The organism is Aureimonas sp. SA4125 (genome assembly GCF_019973775.1).
Classification (GTDB): Bacteria; Pseudomonadota; Alphaproteobacteria; order Rhizobiales; family Rhizobiaceae; genus Plantimonas.
The window spans coordinates 2,541,267-2,560,229 of sequence record NZ_AP025032.1 but is presented as its reverse complement, the minus strand read 5'-3'; the positions used below and the strand labels follow the sequence as shown (position 1 = coordinate 2,560,229).

Genomic DNA, 18,963 nt, shown 5'->3' with positions numbered 1-18,963 from the left:
AGAAGTCGGGATGTGATCGTGAACAGTCAAACAAATGGAGAGCAAAGTGACAACTAGTTTGATCAAACGCAGCGTGCTCGCTGTAGTGACCGCGGCGTTTCTGGCCGGTACGGCCCTCGCTGCAGAGGTGAAGTCGATAGCCATCATGACGCCGGAAGAAGGGACCGACTTCGGCTGGAACCAGCAGGGCGTTGACGCGGCCAAAGCGGCGGCGGAGGCGGCCGGCATCGAGGTGATCATCGCCTCGGGTCTCGGTTATGGCGACGTCCGCCCGGCGCTGCGCGAAATCGCTGCGGATGGGGCGAGCCTCATCATCGCCCATGCCAGCGGCTACGCCACCTCGGCACCCGAGATCGCCGAGGAAACCAAGGTTCCGGTGGCGATCGTGGACTCCCCTCAGGCGCTCAAGGAAGGCCTCGTTGCCGATTACACGCTGAGCGGCCATGAGGGTGCCTATCTTGCCGGTCGCATGGCCGCCAAAATGAGCCGGTCCAAGCATGTCGGCATCGTCGTTTCCGGCGAGCCTCCGTCGTGGAACTCGCAGTCGGCCGGCTTCGCGCAGGGCGTGAAGGCGGAGAACCCGGATGTGAAGATCACCTACGCGGTGATCGGACCGGCTGCCTACAGCGACGCCGCCGGCGGCCGTCGCGTGACCGAAAGCGTGATCGCGGCCGGTGCCGACATCATTTTCGGCCAGGGCAACGGCTCGAGCTTCGGCATGTTGCAGGCGGTGGAAACTGCCAAGGCAGGAGACGGCGGCAAGGTGCTGTTCATCGATGTGATCGGTGACAAGACCTCGGTCAGCAAGGGCTTCCTGCTCAGCTCGGTCGTCTGGAACATCACCCCGGTCTACGCGGCGATGATCAAGGACCTGCAGGACGACACGTTTGGCACCAAGCGCTACGCGATCGGTCTCGCCGACAATTCGGTCGAGCTGCTGAAGACGGATCAGATCCCGGATGACGTCTGGACCGAGATCCAGACGGTCCGCGATCAGATGATCTCGGGGGAGGTCAAGATCGAGCCGGTCTTCGAGGCCACTGCCGTACGGGCCCTGATGACGGATGTGTCCGCGGCTGCGCAGTAGCAATGACGCCAGGCGGAAGGGGCATCAGTGTCCCTTCCGCCTGGATCGAGCCAGCTGGAATGGGATGATTGAGCACATGATGCAGCAGCAGAATGCGGCACCGCCAATCGTTGCGCTGGAAGGCGTCACGAAGCGCTTCCCGGGGATCGTTGCCAATGACCGCATCGACCTCGAGATTCGCGCCGGCGAAGTGCATGTGCTGCTCGGCGAGAACGGGGCCGGAAAGTCCACGCTGATCGGCCTCCTGTCGGGCCTGCAGCAGCCGGACGGCGGCCGCATTCTGGTCGATGGCACGGAAATGTCGATCCGCTCGCCGAGCCATGCCCTCTCGCTCGGCATCGGAACGGTCTTCCAGCACAACATGCTCGTGCCGACGCTGACCGTCGCCGAGAACCTCGCGCTTGGCGGCCGCTGGTGGCAGCGACCGAGGATCGCCGAACTTACCACCCGTGTCGCGGAAATCACCGGGCCGCTGGGTATCGAGATCAACCTCGGCACGCGCGTCTCCGAATTGTCGCTCGGCGAGCAACAGCAGGTCGAGATCGTGCGGGCGCTGCTGCGCGACAGCCGGGTGCTGATCCTCGACGAGGCGACGTCGATGCTGACGCCGCAAGGCGCCGCCGAACTCGGCGCGTTGATGCGGCGGCTCGTCGATCGCGGGCTTGCCGTCGTCTTCATCACCCACAAGCTTGGCGAAGCGGCCGATTTCGGCGACCGCGTCTCGGTGCTCAAACTCGGCCGCAAGGTCGGCGAGATGCGACCGGAACAGCTCCGATCGCTTGATCGCGGCGCACTGGTCGACGAGATCGTGGCGATGATGTTCGGCCGCCAGGCCGGCGACGATGCCGTCACCATTCCGCCGCGGGCCGCTAATGACGACGCCTTGCTCGTCGTGCGCGACCTTTGCGTCGCTGCGACTTCGGATGCGCCTGGCCTTGAGGCGATTTCCTTCCGTATAGGGCGTGGCGAGATCCTGGGCATTGCCGGCATTGACGGCAACGGCCAGAAGCAGCTTGCCGAGGCACTTGCCGGTCAGCGGACGGCAAGTGGCGGCAGCGTGACGCTGGCCGGGGAAAAGCTCGATGCGCTCAATGTCGGCGAGCGGCGCCGGAAGGGGCTGCGCTACCTCACCGATGACCGGCTGGGGGAGGGGACGGTGGCAACCTTCCCCGTCTCGATCAACTACTTCCTGAAGCAGATCGGCGAGCCGCCGTACTGGCGCTCCGGGGTCGAGCGCGCAGGCGCGATTGACGAGCGGGCGCGGGAACTGACGCGGCTTTACGATGTGCGCACGCCCGGCGTCTCGACGCCGGTCGGCCGGCTGTCGGGCGGCAACATCCAGAAGGTGCTCATCGCCCGCGAACTCGCGGACAGCGCGCGCGCCGTGATCTTCAACAAGCCGACCTACGGTCTTGACCTCGCCAATACACTGGCCACGCGGCAACGTGTCCGCGACATCGCCGGGCAGGGCCTGGCGGTCCTCCTGATCTCCACCGACCTGGATGAGCTGCTGTCCATGTGCCACCGCATCGCCGTCATCTCGCAGGGACGCCTTGTCGGCACCGTCGAGAACGGCGCGCGCGCCGGCGAGCGGGTCGGTCGTCTCATGATCGGACTTCCAGCATGAGTGACAAGACCGTCTCCAGCGCCGAAAGCGCCGTTGCCACCCCGCCAGGCCAGCCCGGTCGCGACATTGGCCGCCGACTTCTCATCACGCTCGGGCCCGTCGTCGTCTCGCTGGTGCTCGCCGGTGGCGTGCTGCTCGCCGTCGGCGTCGACCCGCTCGCCTATTACGGGCTTGTCGTGGAGCGCGGCCTGCTGTCGCCGCTCGGATTGCAGCAGACGCTGACGCGCATGGCGCCGCTGCTGTTCATCGCGGCCGGCCTCATCGTCGCCTTTCGCGCCGGCATGTGGAATCTGGGCGGTGACGGCCAGTTCCTGCTCGGCGCCGTATCCGCCGCCGCCAGTGCGCCGCTATTGGTCCAGGCATTGCCCGCCTGGCTCGCGATGCTGGCGGCCTTCCTGATCGCCACCGCTGTCGCGATGCTCTGGTCGCTCGTCCCGGCGCTGCTGCGCGCCTATCAGGGGGTCAACGAGATCATCACCACGCTGATGATGTCGTTCCTCGGCGTCTCGCTGGCCAATGTCCTGGTCAAGCTCGTCTTCCTCGACCCCGCCACCACCGTGCCGCAGACGCGCACGCTGCCAGTCGCCGACCGGCTGCCGCGCCTCTTCGAAACGACCATCACGAGCGGCCTCGTCTATGGTCTCGTTGCCATCATCGTGGTCCACCTCGTCATGACCCGGACGGCCTTCGGCCTGAAGCTGAGGACCGTCGGCGCCAATTCGCGCGCGGCCGTTCACGCCGGCCTCAACGTCCCGCTTTTGACCGTCGCGGTCTTCGCGATCTCGGCAGGGCTGGTCGGCATGGGCGGCGCGATCGACATCATCGGCATTCAGGGCAATGTCCGGGCAGATTGGAACCCGGCCTATGGCCTTGCGGTCATACCCGTCGTCTTCCTCGCCCGCATGAACGGCCTCGCGGCCATCGGTTTCGTATTCCTGCTGTCGGTGCTGTCGATCGGCGGAGAGAGTGCGGCGCGGCGACTTGGCGTTCCCCAGCATTTCACGCTGGTCCTGATCTCGACGGTGCTGATCACGCTCGCGATCGCCGAGTATCTGGACAACCGGATGAACCAGGCGCGGAGGGCTTGAGCGATGAGCGGATTTCTCAGTGAGACCTTCCTGGCGGCATTGTTCTTCGGCGCCGTGACGGCGGCCATTCCGCTGCTGCTGGCCGGCCTCGGCGAACAGATGTCGGAAAAAGCCGGCGTGCTCAACATCGGCATCGAAGGCATGATGATCTCGGGCGCCTATCTCGGCTTCGTCGGCGCCTATTATTCCGAGTCGCTCTGGCTTGGATTCCTCACGGGCGCCGTGGGCGGCATCGCCGTGGCCGCCCTGATGGCGCTGCTCTGCGTCCGCATCGGCCTCAACCAGATCGTCATCGGCATTGCGCTGACGTTGGGCCTCGATGGGCTGACGGCGATCCTGCACCACTTCCAGTTTTCGCGCAGCTATCCGCGGCTGCCGGCCGCCGAGGCGACCGTGATCCCGTTCCTGTCCGACATACCTGTCCTCGGTCCGGCGCTCTTCCGGCATCATCTGATCGTCTATCTCGCGGTGGCGATGGTCGTCGTGATGATCTGGGTCTATCGGCGCACGCAACTCGGACTGAGCCTGCAGGCGGCGGGCGACAAGCCGGCAGCGCTCGACGTCGCCGGCATCGATGTCATCCGCACCCGGACGATGGCCGTGCTGTTCACCGGCGGCATGGCGGGGCTGGGGGGCGCCTACCTGGCCAATGTCGGCGCGGGACTTTTCATCCCCTTCATCACCAACGGGGCGGGCTTCCTCGGGATCGTGCTCGCAATGCTGGCGCGTGGCCGACCGGCCTGGGTCCTGATCGGCGCGCTGATCTTCGGCGTCTGTCTGTCGATGACGACGGCGGCGCAGGTCGCCGGCATCAACATCCCGACCGACCTCATCCAGATGCTGCCCTTCCTGGCCGTGATGGCCATGCTGGTCCTCTTCGGGCGCCGGGCCAGCCTCCCGGCGGCACTCGGCATTCCCTACGAGCGCGGTGCGCGCTGACGCAGACCCAACGACGTGGCGGGAACCCGCGCAAAGAAGGAGAGTTAAGCATGACGGATACCAAGGTCTATTTTCTCGATGGTGGCTCGCTCGTTCTCGACGGCTACCACATCTTCTGGAACCGCGGCCCCGGGGGCGAAGTGCGCTTCCCGAGCTATTCCATTCTGATCGAGCATGCCGAGGGCCGGTTCATGATCGACACCGGCTACGATTACGATCACGTTATGAAGGTTCTGCCCTTCGAAAAGCCGATCCAGACCAAGGATCAGACCATGCCAGGGGCGCTCAAGCTGATCGGGCTCGAGCCGAAGGACATCGACGTCGTCTTCAATACCCATTTCCACTTCGATCACTGTGGCGGCAACAAGTATTTCCCCGACGCGCGCAAGGTGTGCCACAAGCTGGAGGTGCCGCAGGCCTGCAATCCAGCTCCCTTCGAGCATCTCGGCTATTCCGATCTGAGCTTCTCCGTCGAAGCGGCCGAGGCGCGGGGTCTGACCGACCAGTTGCTCACCACCGCAACGCGGGCCAATACGACCTTCGAGGGCGTCGAGGGTGACTTCGAGATCGCCAAGGGCGTCCACATGCTGTTTGCGCCCGGCCATGCGGTCGGCAACTACGCGGTGATGATCGAACTGGCCAACCGGCGCCCGATGATGCTGGTGCTCGACGCTGCCTATACGCGCCGCAGCCTGGAAACGCTGTGCCAGGCCTCGTTCCACATCGACCCGGTCAAGGGCATCGAATCGATGCTGCGCATCAAGAAGTATGCCGAGGACCACGATGCGGAGCTGTTCTTCTCGCACGACATGGAGAGCTTCGAGACATATCGCACCGGCACGCGCTTCTACAGCTGAGGCCGACTAAGTGGAGTGAAGGACATGCGCTATTCAGACCACGACAAGCCGGTGATGACGCTGACCTCCGGCCCGGTGAACGCCTATCCCGAGGTCCTGCAGGCGCTCGGTCGCACGGTGCTCTACGATTACGACCCGGCCTTCCAGCTGTTCTACGAACAGGTTGTCGAAAAGACGCAGAAGGCGATGCGGCTGTCGACCAAGCCGGTCATTTTGCATGGCGAGCCGGTGCTGGGGCTCGAGGCCGCGGCGGCGTCGCTCATTACGCCCGACGACACGGTGCTCAACCTCGCCTCTGGTGTCTATGGCAAGGGCTTCGGCTACTGGGCGAAGCGCTATTCGCCCAATCTGCTCGAGATCGAGACCGCCTATAACGAGGCGATCGACCCGCAGGCCGTGCGCGACATGCTGGCGCGTCATCCCGAGGTGTCGGTCGTCTCGGTCTGCCATCACGACACGCCTTCCGCCACCATCAACCCGATCGACGAGATCGGTGCGGTGGTCGCCGAACACGGCGCCTATCTGATCGTCGACGCCGTGTCGTCCTTCGCCGGCATGAAGACCCACCCGGAGGATTGCCGGGCCGACATCTACGTCACCGGACCGAGCAAGTGCCTCGGCGCGCCCCCCGGCCTGACCATGATGGGGGTGAGCCCCCGCGCCTGGGACAAGATGAAGGCCAATCCGGCGGCCCCGCGCGCCTCGATGTTGTCGATCCTCGACTGGGAGAACGCCTGGTCGCGCACGGAGCCCTTTCCCTTTACGCCGTCGGTCGCCGAGATGAACGGCCTTGACGGGGCGCTCGACCTTTATCTCGCCGAGGGCCCCGAGACGGTATGGGCGCGGCACGAGCTGACCGCGAAAGCCACGCGGGCAGGCCTGCGCGCCATGGGGCTCGGAATCTGGGCGGCGCGCGAAGAGATCGCCTCGCCGACGACCACCGCGTTCAGGACGCCGCAAGGCATCGACGAGGCGGCGCTTCGGCGCGAGGTGCGTTCGCGCTTTGGCGTCGTCTTCTCGTCGGGTCGGGGAGAGACCCTCGGCAAGCTGACGCGCATCGGTCACATGGGGCCGACAGCCCAGCCGATCTACGCCATCGCCGCGCTTGCGGCTGTCGGCGGCACGCTCGAGGCGGCCGGCGCCAAGACAGATACGGCGGCCGGCGTCGCGGCCGCGATCGCCGAAATCAACGCAGATGAACCCGTCGGCTAACAGGAGATCAGGATGAGCGGAAGACTTTCAGGGCGCACGGCGCTGGTCACAGGCGCGGCACAGGGTATCGGCAAGGCGATCGCCGCACGGTTGGCGGCCGATGGCGCGACGGTCGTGGTGAGCGACGTCAACGCGGAAGGCGCTGTCGCCGCTGCCGAAGCGATCGGCCAGGGGGCCTTTGCCATCACGGCGGACATTTCGGATCCCGACGCCGTCGCCTCCATGTTGGCGCAGATCGACAGCAGGACGGGTGGCGTCGATATCCTCGTCAACAACGCGTCCATCGTGCCTTTCGTGGCATGGGACGACGTCGATCTCGCCCATTGGCGCAAGATCATCGACGTCAACCTCACCGGCACCTTCATCGTCACGCGCGCCGCGACGGACCAGATGCGCGCGAAGAAGAAGGCCGGGCGGGTGATCTCGATCGCCTCCAACACCTTCTTCGCCGGCACGCCCAACATGGCCGCCTATGTGGCCGCGAAGGGCGGTGTGATCGGCTTCACACGCGCACTGGCGACGGAACTCGGCCAGCACGGCATCACCGCCAATGCGGTCACGCCCGGCCTGATCGAGAGCGAAGGCGTCAAGATCAGCCCGCACAACGGCGCCTTCGAGTTCGTGGAGATGCTGCAGGCGGTGAAAGGCAAGGGCCAACCCGAGCACATCGCCGACGTGGTGTCCTTTCTGGCGTCAGACGATGCGCGCTGGATGACCGGCCAAACCATCAATGTCGATGCGGGGATGGTGCGGCATTAATTTTGGGGCTTTCCACGACGGACGATGCCCGCATTCGAGCCTGGGACCGAAACTCCGGGCGGCGCTGGCTTCATGCAGCCGCTTCTTGCCGCGGCCTAAACCGGGCAGGCAATCCACTTATCAGGCCGCCGAGCCTGTTCAGGCAGACCGGGTCACCTCTGCCCGGTAAACCTGTTGCCCGGCGGACGGAATTGCGCCCTATAGCGCAGGCGACGGCGTCACGCGGCGCGGGCGCTCCGGCAGGGCAGGGGCCGGCCGCTGAGACGCAGGCGTGGTGCCGGTTGTCGCTGCAAGGGGAGAGATCGCATGGCCACCCGGATTGCCGTCATCGGCTCGAACATGATGGACCTCGTCACCTACGGGCCGCGCATGCCGGCGCCGGGCGAGACGCTGGCGGCCGATTCCTTCGTGATCGGACATGGCGGCAAGGGAGCAAACCAGGCGGTTGCCGCCGCCCGTCTCGGCTGCGACGTGGTGATGGTGACGAAAGTCGGAGACGATCCGTTCGCCGAGCAGCAGATCGAGAACTTTCGTGCCAATGGCGTGCGCGTCGATCATGTCGGGCGGGTGGCCGGGGTCTCCTCGGGCGTCGCGCCGATCTTCGTCGACCATACCGGTGAGAATGCCATTCTCATCGTCAAGGGCGCCAACGATCACCTCCTGCCGGGCGATGTCGATGCCGCAGCAGATGCTCTGTCGAGCTGCCGGTTGATCCTCCTGCAGATGGAGGTCCCCGTCGAGACCGTCTACCACGCCATCGCCTTCGGCAAGGCGCGGGGGATCGAGGTTCTGCTCAATCCGGCGCCGGCCGCCGCCGATCTCGACGTCGAGAAAATCCGCGACGTCAGCTTCCTCGTGCCGAACGAGACAGAACTGGCGCTGCTCTCCGGTCTTCCGGTCGATACGCAGGCGGCGGTCGAGACGGCGGCCCAGAGCCTGATTGCGAAGGGAATCAAGACCGTCATCGTCACCATGGGCAGCCGCGGCGCCTTGTTGGTGACGGCGGAGGCCGTCCGGCAGATCGCCCCGGTCGCGGTCGAGCCGGTGGACACGACGGGCGCCGGCGACGCCTTCATCGGCGCCTTCGCGCATTTCTATGCCGCCGGCGGCGCGGTCGAAGCCTCGCTGCGGCAGGCGGCGCGCTACGCCGCCCTGTCGATCACCCGGCGCGGAACACAGGCGAGCTATCTGACGGCGGACGAATTCAGGCAGCATTCCGCCGCTTGAGCGGGCGGCCATCGGGCCGGGGGACCTGACAAGGATCACGGGAGACGGTCCTCCGCGTTCGCGGGACAACAGTTCTTTGCCCGACGCAAAGGATTGCCCGCTTCACCTTTGCGCCGACGCCGCCTAATCTCCGCTTCGAACGCGCGGGAATGCGTCCGGTTGGGAGACCGGCCCCGTGCCATATGCTTGGGGAGGCTGTTGATGAAGACGATGAAGGGGCCGGCGATCTTTCTCGCCCAGTTCGCGGGCGATTCGGCGCCGTTCGACAGCCTGGCGGGAATCGCCGGCTGGGCCGCCGATCTCGGCTATGAAGGCGTGCAGATCCCGACCTGGGACGCGCGGCTTTTCGACCTCGGCAAGGCCGGCACGTCCAAGGATTACTGCGACGAGATCGCCGGCGTCTGCCGCGAGGCGGGTGTGGAGATCACCGACCTGTCGACGCATCTGCAGGGCCAGCTCGTCGCCGTTCATCCCGCCTTCGACGACGCCTTCGACGGATTTGCGGCGCCGGAGGTGCGCGGCAATCCGAAGGCGCGGCAGGAATGGGCCGTCGAGCAGATGAAGCTTGCCGCCAAGGCGTCGCAGCATTTCGGTTTCACGAGCCATGTGACCTTTTCGGGGGCGCTGGCCTGGCCCTATCTCTATCCCTGGCCGCAGCGGCCGGCCGGCCTCGTCGAGACAGCTTTCGACGAGCTGGCAAAACGCTGGACGCCGATTCTCGACGCCTTCGATGCCGCCGGCTGCGACGTCGGCTACGAGATCCATCCGGGCGAGGACCTCTTCGATGGCGCGACCTTCGAGATGTTCCTCGAGCGCACCGGCAACCATCCCCGCTGCCAGATCAACTACGACCCCTCGCACTTCGTGCTGCAGCAGCTCGATTACCTCGATTTCATCGACATCTATCACGAGCGGATCTGCGCCTTTCACGTCAAGGATGCCGAGTTCAATCCGACGGGGCGGCAGGGCGTCTATTCCGGCTATCAGCCCTGGGTAAAACGCGCCGGACGTTTTCGATCGCTCGGCGACGGGCAGGTGGATTTCGCCGGCATCTTCTCGAAGCTTGCCGAGCACGACTACGATTCCTGGGCGGTGCTGGAATGGGAGTGCTGCCTGAAATCGCCGGAACAGGGGGCAGCGGAGGGGGTGCCCTTCATCGCGAGCCACATCATCGCGGTGACGGCGAAGGCCTTCGACGATTTCGCCGCGGGCGGGACGGACGAGGCCGCGAACCGGCGGATGCTCGGCATCGCCTGAAACAGCCAGAGGCGCCGAGAGAGCGCCCGTTCGGCAGAAGACGCGGGAGGAATGATGAGCATCGAGGGACGCAGCGAGATCCGGGACCGGCGCATCCGGCTCGGCATGGTCGGCGGCGGGCAGGGCGCCTTCATCGGCGGCGTGCACCGGATTGCGGCGCGGCTGGACGACCAGTTCGAGCTGGTGGCGGGGGCGTTGTCGTCCGATCCAGCACGGGCCAGGGCATCGGGCCGGGAAATCGGGCTCGCCGACGAGCGGAGCTACGGGTCCTTCCAGGAGATGGCCGATCGCGAGGCCGAGCGGCCCGACGGCATCGAGGCGGTGGCGATCGTCACGCCCAACAACATGCATTTTCCGGTCGCCCGGGCCTTTCTCGAAAAAGGCGTCCACGTCATCTGCGACAAGCCGGTGACGACGTCGCTTTCCGATGCACGGGAACTGGCCCGGCTGATCGAGGCCAGCGGCAAGGTCTTCGTCCTCACCCATAATTATTCCGGCTACCCGATGATCCGGCAGGCGCGGGAGATGGTGGCGAGTGGCGAACTCGGCGACATCCGGCTCGTGCAGGCGGAATATGTGCAGGACTGGCTGTCCGGCCGCACCGAGGATACCGGCTCCAAGCAGGCGGGATGGCGGGTCGACCCGGCACAGGCGGGCGCCGGCGGGTCGATCGGCGACATCGGCACCCACGCCTATCAGCTCGGCTGCTTCGTCAGCGGTCTCCAGGCGGAGCAGCTGGCGGCCGAACTCCACACCTTCGTCGACGGGCGAAAGCTCGACGACAATGCCCACATCATGCTGCGCTATCGGGGCGGCGCCCGGGGAACGCTCTGGTGCAGCCAGGTCGCGCCCGGCCATGAGAACGGCCTGAAGCTTCGGATCTACGGGTCGAAGGGGGGGCTCGAATGGCACCAGGAGAACCCGAACCTCCTCTGGCATACGCCGCTGGGAGATCCAAAACGGCTGTTGACGCGCAACGGTGCGGGTTCGGGGCCGGCGGCGGCACGCGTCTCGCGGATCCCGGCCGGACATCCCGAGGGCTATCTCGAGGGGTTTGCGACCATCTATGCCGAGGCGGCCGCGGCGATCCGGACATCCGATGCCGGCCGGCCGCCGCCGCCGGAGGTCCTTTATCCCACCATTGCCGACGGGATGGCGGGGCTCGCCTTCATCGAGGCCGCCGTCCGCTCCTCGGCAGCCGGAAGCGCCTGGACGCACATCGACGGCGGGTCATGATTGCCGGGACGCTTTAGGTGTTTGCGACAAGTGGCTGAATTTCCTGTCACCTCTCGCCCGGCCTTGCTGGAACGTGTCGCGGCGGTCGTCAAAGTTGCAGCCGAGCGCTCATCAGCGTGCGGCGCTTGTGCCCATTTGACGGTTGCCCGCTGCTGGCAAGGACGCGCAGGCTGGCTCGCGCGGACCGTGCCGGGTCCCGGCCGCTTGTCTGCCAGTCAGAATCTGGAAAAGGGGACAACGCTTTGTCTGCGCGGCACATTCATCCGCTGATGCTGGCCGAGCCGCGGGTGCGTCGTGGCGCGTCACAGGGGATTTGGACAGTCTGCCCAAGGAGGTTCTTTCAGCTGCCCCAGTCGCGGCCCTCTTTGCCTCTCCCGCAAGCGGGCCCATATGAGGATCATAGCGCCTCAAGGGCAGACCAACGGAGCACTTTCATGGACGTTCAGACCTATCCCGTGACCCGCACCGACGCCGAATGGCGCGCGCTTCTCTCTCCCGAGCAGTATCGCGTTATGCGCGGTCATGGCACCGAGCGGCCCGGTAGTTGCGCGCTGAACTATGAGAAGCGCGACGGCACGTTCTCCTGCGCCGGCTGCGACCAGGAACTCTTCACGTCCACGCGCAAATTCGAGAGCGGCACCGGCTGGCCGAGCTTCAACGACCCCATGCCGGGGGCCATCGCGACGACCGTCGATCGCACGCTCGGCATGGTGCGGACCGAGTGCCACTGCGCGCGCTGCGGCAGTCATCTCGGCCACGTCTTCGATGATGGCCCGCCGCCGACCCACCTGCGCTACTGCATCAATGGCGTCGCGATGAACTTTCATCCTGTCGAGGACTGACGTCCGGACCCGTGGCGACGCTTGGCGGTCATCGCTGCAACGATTCAGCCCAGGAGATAAAAGGCTCTTCATTTAATTTGGAATTCTTCTAAGGTGTGCGCGGGAGTCACCTTTTCCGGTGCCTTCCGCGAGAACCTTGGGAAAGATGACCATGCGACTGACGCGTCAGACAAACCATGCCGTCCGGATGCTGATGTACTGCGCTGTCAATCCTGACAAGCTGAGCCGTGTCGGCGATATCGCCGCGGCCTATGCATTGTCCGAACTCTTCCTTTTCAAGATTCTGCAGCCGCTGGTCATGGCCGGCATGGTCGAGACGGTCCGGGGTCGCAATGGCGGCATCCGGCTCGCCAAGCCCGCGGACCAGATCACGTTGCGCGACGTCGTCAGCGTGACGGAAGAGAGCTTTGCGATGGCGGAGTGCTTCGAGACGGGCGCGACGGATTGCCCCCTGATCGACAGCTGCGCCCTCAATGCGGCGCTCCATGCGGCGCTCGACGCCTTTCTCGGCGTTCTCGGGAGCTACACTATCGCCGACCTGTCGGGCCAGAAGTCGGTCATGCGTCAGCGCCTGGGGCTCGCCGAGGTCGCCTGAGCGTCATCTTTCCCGCAGCATCTCATCCGCAGACGCATTTTCGCCGCCAAGACGGGTTTATTCCTCGAGCGTCGGTCAATGTCGTAGACAGCGACGTCGCTGTCGCTTTTACCGGCTCCAGAATGTGCGGTGCGGTGCTGTGATTGCGGGGGTCGTCCAGAGGCGCTGCGCCTGTGAGTCGATATGGAATGCCCGGTTGCCCATCGATCGCCGCAACACTCTGTGACCTTTCGATAAATCGGTCTGGCGCGGGATGCGTGATCGGGATGGCCGGCAGGGTTGGACGCCACTGGCGATGCGGAGATTGGCATGAACGTTCGCGATGAGATGCTGGCGAAACTCCAGCAGCGCAAGCCCGGCTACAGCCTCGAGCAGGCGTTCTACAGCGACCCGGACTACTATCAGGTCGATCTCGACACGATTTGGTACCGCGACTGGCTGTTCATGGGCCACGACTGCGAACTGCCGAAGCCTGGCAGCTACATGACAGTCCAGGTCGGCGCCTATCCCGTGCTGATCGTGCGCGATGCGCAGAAGAATGTCCGCGCCTTCCACAACGCCTGCCGCCATCGCGGCTCGCGCATCTGCTCGGCCGAGAAGGGCACGGCGGCAAAGCTCGTCTGTCCCTATCACCAGTGGACCTACGAACTCGACGGCCGGCTGCTGTTTGCCCGCGACATGGGCGCCGATTTCAAGCCGACAGAGTTCGGGCTGAAGCCCGTCCACTGCGAGACGGTCGGCGGCTACATCTTCATCAACCTGTCGGAATACGCGCCGGACTTCGCCCCGGTCCGGGCCATGGTGGAGCCCTATTTCGCTCCGCACACACTGTCGGAGACGAAGGTCGCTTTCGAGATGACGATCGTCGAGAAGGGCAACTGGAAGCTCACCTGGGAGAACAACCGCGAGTGCTACCACTGCGCGGGCAGCCATCCCGAGCTCTGCCGCACTTTCCCGGAAGCGCCGGGGGTGACCGGCGTCGACGCCATGGACGAGCCGGAGATCGCCGAGCACTGGCAGCGCTGCGAGGCCGCCGGCCTGCCCAGCAAGTTCCAGATCTCGCCCGACGGCCAGTTCCGCGCCGCGCGCATGCCGCTGCTGCGCGATGCCGTCAGCTTCACCATGTCGGGCAAGGCTGCCTCGAAGAGGCCGCTGTCGCCGAACGTGCTGACGCCGCAGATCGGCACCATGCTGCTCTTCCACTACCCGACCACCTGGAACCACATTCTCGGCGACCACGCCTCGTCCTTCCGCGTTCTGCCGCTCGGCCCGAACCTGACGCAGGTCACCACGAAATGGCTCGTCCACAAGGATGCGGTGGAAGGCGTCGACTATTCGATCGACGAACTGACGAAGGTCTGGATCGCCACCAACGACCAGGATCGCCGGATCATCGAGGAGAACCAGTTCGGCATCAATTCGCCGGCCTACGTGCCCGGACCCTACTCGCCGGTGCATGAAGGCGGCGTGCTGCAGTTCGTCGACTGGTACTGCAACTTCATGGAGACGCGCCTCAAGGGTGCGAGCGTGCCGCATCTGAAGGTTGCCTGATCCATCATGACATCTGCACCACGACACAAGCATCTCGATGAGATGCGTCCCTGGAACGACCAGGTCCAGGTACTCGAATGCGTCGCGGTGCTGCCGGAGACCCGGGATGTCATGACGTTCTCGTTCCAGACCCCGGATGAATCCTGGTTCCGCTACCATCCGGGCCAGTTCATCACGCTGGAATTGCCGATGCCCGGCGGCCCCATGCTGCGGACCTACACGCTGTCCTCCAGCCCGTCGCGGCCGCTGTCGGTGACGGTGACGGTGAAGGCGCAGGCTGGCAGCATGGCCAGTCGCTGGATGTTCGACAATGTGCGCGAGGGCGTGCGGCTGAAGGCTTATGGCCCGGCCGGCATCTTCACCTTCCACAACCACCCGGCCGATCGCTATCTCTTCATCTCGGCCGGATCCGGCATCACGCCGATGATGTCGATGACGCGCTGGCTCTACGACTATGCCCGCCATACCGACATCAAGTTCATCCATTGTGCCCGCAGCCCGAGCGACATCATCTTCCGGGCGGAACTCGAGCGGATGGCGGCGCGCGTCAACGACATCGATCTCGCCTGGATCGTCGAGCGGGCCGACCCATTCGACGCCTGGACGGGTTACAAGGGCCGCATCAACAGCCTGATGCTGGAACTCATCGCCTCGGACTATCACGAGCGCGAGATCTTCTGCTGCGGGCCTGCCGTGTTCATGCAGGCGGTGCGCGACATTCTGAATGCCGCGGGCTTCGACATGACACACTATCACGAGGAGAGCTTCTCGGCGCCGCTCGCCGAGGAGCTGGGGCCCGTCGGCGCGGAGGATGTCATCCCGGAGGAAGGGAAGGGCGCGCGCGTCGTCTTCGCCACATCGGGGCTCGAGGCCGCCTGCACCGAGACCGATACGATCCTCCAGGTCGCCAAGGGTCTCGGGCTGAACATCCCGAGCGCCTGCCAGTTCGGCGTCTGCGGCACCTGCAAGACGAAGAAGATCTCCGGTGAGGTGCACATGGTGCACAATGGCGGCATCCGAGACGACGAGGTCGAGGAGGGCTACATCCTCGCCTGCTGCTCCAAGCCGATCGGACGCGTCGAAGTCGAGGCCTGATCTGGCGGTCGGCTTGATTGCCGGTCCGTCGATCTGGGCGTCAGGGGAAATCTGCCGATGGATTATCGCTCGCTTGGGTGCAAGCGATCTCTAAAGCCCCGCAAACCCGGCAGATTAGTCATTCTCGGGCTTGTCCCGAGAACCCATGCCGCGCGTGTTCAGTTGCCCCTTCGAGGTCAAGTCTCGCTCTTGTCCACCGCGCCGCGTAAGGCCGGCGCGTCGGCATGGGTCCTCGGGACAAGCCCAAGGATGACTACGATCGAGGGACGTAGCTCGCTCTGAGCATTCAGCTGGGCTTTAGACCATCAGCCCTGCGGCGAAAGGCATTCCTTCAGTGACGCGGTAATTCCGTCGATCAGCTGGAAATACAGGTCCGGCCCCTTGTCGAGCGATGCGCCTTCGGGATCGAGAATGCCCGTCCGGGCATCGCTGCCTTCGGTGACCACGGTCACGAGCTTCGGCTCGAACTGCGGCTCGGCAAAGACGCAGGTCGCGCCGAGGTCGCGGACCTTGGCCTGCATCTCGGAAATGCGCTGAACGCCCGGAAGAGTCTCGGGGCTGACCGTGATGGAGCCTGCGGCCACGACGCCGAAGCGGTTTTCATAGTACTGATAGGCATCGTGGAAGACGATGAAGGGCTTCCCGCCGACCGGCGCGAGCGCCGCCTTCGTCGTCGCCGTCAGCGTGTCCAGCCGTGCGCCGAGCGCCGCGGCGTTCTCGGCGTAGCGTGCGGCATCGGCCGGATCGGCGTCGGCGAGGGTCTTTTCGATCATCGCGACCATGGCCTTTGCATTCTCGGGGTCGAGCCAGAAGTGCATGTCGACGCCGCCGTGATGATCCTCGTGATCACCGTCCGCGTGCGCCGCGTGGTCGTGCTCCGCGGCGGCATGGTCGGCCCCTTCTTCGCCCTCGTGATGTTCGTGCCCGTGATCGTGTGCGTCGAAAGCGCCGCCCTCGCGGAACTTCAGCTGGATCAGGCCGGGTGCGTCGACGAGTTCGACCGACTTCGCCTTGGCGCCCAGCGTCTCGATCGGTTTCTTCAGAAAAGCCTCGAGTCCGTCGCCGGCCCAGAAGACGATGTCGGCCGCTTCGAGATCGGCGGCGTTGGACGGCTTCATCGTATAGGTGTGGGGCGAGGCCGCGCCATCGATGATCAGTTTCGGCTCGCCGACACCTTGCATGACGGCCGCAACCAGCGAATGGATCGGCTTGATCGACACGACCACGTCCGGCGCCGCCAGAGCGGGAAGGGAGGCGCCCAGCAAGGCGGCGGTCGTCGACAGGGCGATTAGGGTTTTCATGGCACTTTCTCCGATGTCATATGTAATGATATTACGGCACCTTGCGTCATGCTATAACGTTTGCGATATTGCAGCGCAAGCCCGGCAGGCGTGTTTCGAGCATCGACCGTCCGTGGACTGACGACAGACCTCTCTTCCCCCACAGGTGCCCGGGTGACCGCAGATCTTCTCCTCAACCTGGCCGGCGCCGGCATCAGCCGGTCCGGCCGCTGGCTCGTGCGGGGCGTCGACCTCGGCGTACGCCGCGGCGAGATCGTCACGCTGATCGGGCCCAACGGCTCGGGCAAGAGCACGACGGCCAAGATGGCGATCGGCCTGATGAAGCCGGACGAGGGCAGCGCCGTGCGCAGACCGGGGCTCGCCGTCGGCTACGTCCCGCAGAAGCTGGCGATCGACTGGACCCTGCCGCTGACGGTCGAGCGGCTGATGTCTTTGACGGGTCGGCTCCGGCCCGCCGAGATCGACGCTGCGCTCGGCAGCGTCGGGATCGCGCATCTCAAGAAGGCCGAGGTGCAGCATCTCTCCGGCGGCGAGTTCCAGCGGGCGCTGCTGGCCCGGGCCCTGGCGCGCAAGCCGGATCTTCTCGTCCTCGACGAACCGGTGCAGGGCGTCGACTACACCGGCGAGACGCAGCTCTACGAACTCATCGGCGACATCCGCGACCGCACCGGCTGCGGGGTTCTGCTCATCTCGCACGACCTTCATGTGGTCATGGCGCAGACCGACACGGTGGTGTGCCTGAACGGCCATGTCTGCTGCCGCGGGACGCCCGAAAAGGTCGCTGCCAGCCCGGAATACCTGAAGCTGTTCGGCGCCCGGGCGGCGGGGACGCTGGCGGTCTACCGTCACCACCACGACCATACCCATCTCCCGGACGGCCGGGTGGAGCACGCCGACGGCACGCTGACCGACCACTGCCATGCCGGCGACGGCCATCACGATCATTCCCATCATCATGAGGATCATGGCGGCCGCCCGGCAGACGTCGCGGCATCGAACGAGCCGCCGCCTCCAGGGGAGACGGTGAGCCAGCGCAGAGCACCAGCGGCCGGGAGCCACGTCCATGCTGGATGACTTCTTCGTCCGCGCCATCCTCGCCGGCATCGGCCTTGCCCTGACGACGGGGCCGCTTGGCTGCTTCGTCGTCTGGCGGCGCATGGCCTATTTCGGCGACACCATGGCGCACTCGGCCCTCCTGGGGATTGCCCTGTCGCTGGTTCTCCAGATCGACATGATGATCGGCGTCTTCGTCGTCGCGGCGCTGGTGTCGCTGGCGTTAATCTTCCTGCAGCGCAAAGGCACGCTTTCGACCGATGCGCTCCTCGGCATCCTGTCGCATGCGACGCTCGCGCTGGGGCTGGTGATGGTGGCCTTCATGACCTGGGTGCGGATCGACCTGATGGGCTTTCTGTTCGGCGACATCCTCGCCGTCTCGAAGACCGACCTCGTCGCCATCTATGCCGGCGGGGCAATCGTCCTCGCCGTGCTCGCCTTCTTGTGGCGGCCGCTGCTGGCGGCGACCGTCAGCCCGGAGATCGCCGAGGCCGAAGGCATGCGGCCCGAGCGCTCGCGGCTGGTCTTCATGCTCCTGATGGCGCTCGTCATCGCCATCGCCATGAAGATCGTCGGCATCCTTCTCATCACCGCCATGCTGATCATCCCGGCGGCGACCGCCCGGCGCTTTGCCGCGACGCCCGAGCGCATGGCGGTGATCGCCGCGCTCCTCGGCGCGCTGTCGGCCGCGGGCGGGCTGTTCGGCTCGCTGGAATTCGACACGCCATCGGGCCCGTCGATCGTCGTCGCGTCACTCGCGCTCTTTCTTCTCAGCCTCGTGCCGTTCAAACTATCCCCGGCCGAGAACGGCCGACCGTCGAAGGCCAGATGACCATGACGCCCACGCTCACAAAGAACCAGAACCTCGTGCTCGGCGCCCTCGAAAAGGCCGAGGGGCCGTTGAGCGCCTACACCATTCTCGACACCCTGCGCGACGACGGCCTCAGGGCACCGCTCCAGGTCTACCGGGCGCTCGACAAGCTGCTGTCTTTCGGGCTCGTGCACCGGCTCGAAAGCCTCAACGCCTTCGTCGCCTGCGCCCACCCGCATTGCCATGCCTCCTCGATGATGGCCTTCGCCATCTGCGAGAAGTGCGGCAATGTCTCGGAATTCTCAGACGAGGGCGTCGAGGCGCGGCTCACAGGCTGGGCGCACGGCAACCGGTTCACGCCGTCGAAGACGACGATCGAAATCAAGGGCATCTGCGCCACCTGCGCCGCCTGACGGCCGCGTCGGG

At 65.6% G+C, this 18,963-nt stretch carries 17 protein-coding genes and 1 pseudogene; 17 read left to right on the top strand and 1 reads right to left on the bottom strand.

Features of this window, described 5'->3' with window-relative positions; genetic code table 11:
* The first annotated feature begins 34 nt into the window (after positions 1–34).
* The 14 genes from Sa4125_RS11900 (at position 35) to Sa4125_RS11835 (ending at position 15,372) form a co-directional block, all read left to right on the top strand.
* Entirely contained in the window at positions 35–1,087 is a 1,053-nt protein-coding gene (locus Sa4125_RS11900) for a BMP family protein (RefSeq protein WP_223998286.1), read from the top strand.
* Between the two features lie 64 nt (positions 1,088–1,151).
* The gene (locus tag Sa4125_RS11895) at positions 1,152–2,714 is read left to right on the top strand and encodes an ABC transporter ATP-binding protein (protein WP_223998285.1); all 1,563 of its coding nucleotides are present in this window, start codon (positions 1,152–1,154) and stop codon (positions 2,712–2,714) included.
* On the top strand, positions 2,711–3,802 hold the full coding sequence (locus tag Sa4125_RS11890; RefSeq protein ID WP_223998284.1) for an ABC transporter permease: 1,092 nt from the start codon (positions 2,711–2,713) through the stop codon (positions 3,800–3,802). The genes Sa4125_RS11895 and Sa4125_RS11890 overlap by 4 nt, the downstream gene beginning before the upstream one ends.
* Positions 3,803–3,805: 3 nt before the next feature.
* A complete protein-coding gene (locus tag Sa4125_RS11885) occupies positions 3,806–4,741 on the top strand; it encodes an ABC transporter permease (RefSeq protein ID WP_223998283.1) in 936 nt (311 codons plus the stop codon).
* Positions 4,742–4,791: 50 nt separating this feature from the next.
* Complete coding sequence (locus Sa4125_RS11880) at positions 4,792–5,598, top strand: N-acyl homoserine lactonase family protein (RefSeq protein ID WP_223998282.1); 807 nt, start codon at positions 4,792–4,794, stop codon at positions 5,596–5,598.
* 24 nt (positions 5,599–5,622) lie between these two features.
* A complete protein-coding gene (locus Sa4125_RS11875; protein WP_223998281.1) occupies positions 5,623–6,810 on the top strand; it encodes an alanine--glyoxylate aminotransferase family protein in 1,188 nt (395 codons plus the stop codon).
* Between the two features lie 12 nt (positions 6,811–6,822).
* Entirely contained in the window at positions 6,823–7,569 is a 747-nt protein-coding gene (locus Sa4125_RS11870; protein ID WP_223998280.1) for an SDR family NAD(P)-dependent oxidoreductase, read from the top strand.
* Between the two features lie 306 nt (positions 7,570–7,875).
* Positions 7,876–8,796 (top strand): ribokinase, encoded by a 921-nt coding sequence (gene rbsK / locus Sa4125_RS11865; RefSeq protein WP_223998279.1) that lies wholly within the window; start codon positions 7,876–7,878, stop codon positions 8,794–8,796.
* 201 nt (positions 8,797–8,997) lie between these two features.
* Positions 8,998–10,053: a sugar phosphate isomerase/epimerase gene (locus tag Sa4125_RS11860; RefSeq protein ID WP_223998278.1), complete on the top strand. Its 1,056-nt coding sequence runs from the start codon at positions 8,998–9,000 to the stop codon at positions 10,051–10,053.
* Between the two features lie 54 nt (positions 10,054–10,107).
* The gene (locus Sa4125_RS11855) at positions 10,108–11,289 is read left to right on the top strand and encodes a Gfo/Idh/MocA family oxidoreductase (RefSeq protein WP_223998277.1); all 1,182 of its coding nucleotides are present in this window, start codon (positions 10,108–10,110) and stop codon (positions 11,287–11,289) included.
* A gap of 434 nt (positions 11,290–11,723) precedes the next feature.
* Positions 11,724–12,131 (top strand): peptide-methionine (R)-S-oxide reductase MsrB, encoded by a 408-nt coding sequence (msrB, locus tag Sa4125_RS11850; protein WP_223998276.1) that lies wholly within the window; start codon positions 11,724–11,726, stop codon positions 12,129–12,131.
* Positions 12,132–12,282: 151 nt separating this feature from the next.
* Positions 12,283–12,726 carry an iron-responsive transcriptional regulator RirA gene (rirA, locus tag Sa4125_RS11845; RefSeq protein WP_223998275.1) on the top strand — a complete coding sequence of 148 codons (444 nt, stop codon included), beginning with the start codon at positions 12,283–12,285 and terminating at the stop codon, positions 12,724–12,726.
* 309 nt (positions 12,727–13,035) lie between these two features.
* On the top strand, positions 13,036–14,277 hold the full coding sequence (locus Sa4125_RS11840; protein WP_223998274.1) for an aromatic ring-hydroxylating dioxygenase subunit alpha: 1,242 nt from the start codon (positions 13,036–13,038) through the stop codon (positions 14,275–14,277).
* Positions 14,278–14,283: 6 nt separating this feature from the next.
* Positions 14,284–15,372, top strand: a complete 1,089-nt coding sequence (locus Sa4125_RS11835) for a hybrid-cluster NAD(P)-dependent oxidoreductase (protein ID WP_223998273.1) — start codon at positions 14,284–14,286, stop codon at positions 15,370–15,372.
* A 305-nt stretch (positions 15,373–15,677) separates the two neighbouring features.
* On the opposite strand, the gene Sa4125_RS11830 is transcribed toward Sa4125_RS11835, so the two are convergent.
* On the bottom strand, positions 15,678–16,673 hold the full coding sequence (locus tag Sa4125_RS11830) for a zinc ABC transporter substrate-binding protein (RefSeq protein WP_223998272.1): 996 nt from the start codon (positions 16,671–16,673) through the stop codon (positions 15,678–15,680).
* Positions 16,674–16,826: 153 nt separating this feature from the next.
* On the opposite strand from Sa4125_RS11830, the pseudogene Sa4125_RS11825 reads away from it, so the two are divergent.
* The 3 genes and pseudogenes from Sa4125_RS11825 to Sa4125_RS11815 all read left to right on the top strand — a co-directional run.
* Positions 16,827–17,612, top strand: a pseudogene (locus Sa4125_RS11825) (ATP-binding cassette domain-containing protein); the annotation flags it as partial.
* 124 nt (positions 17,613–17,736) lie between these two features.
* On the top strand, positions 17,737–18,558 hold the full coding sequence (znuB, locus tag Sa4125_RS11820) for a zinc ABC transporter permease subunit ZnuB (RefSeq protein WP_223998270.1): 822 nt from the start codon (positions 17,737–17,739) through the stop codon (positions 18,556–18,558).
* Positions 18,555–18,950: a Fur family transcriptional regulator gene (locus Sa4125_RS11815; RefSeq protein WP_223998269.1), complete on the top strand. Its 396-nt coding sequence runs from the start codon at positions 18,555–18,557 to the stop codon at positions 18,948–18,950. Before znuB ends, Sa4125_RS11815 begins: the two co-directional genes overlap by 4 nt.
* Positions 18,951–18,963 lie beyond the last annotated feature (13 nt).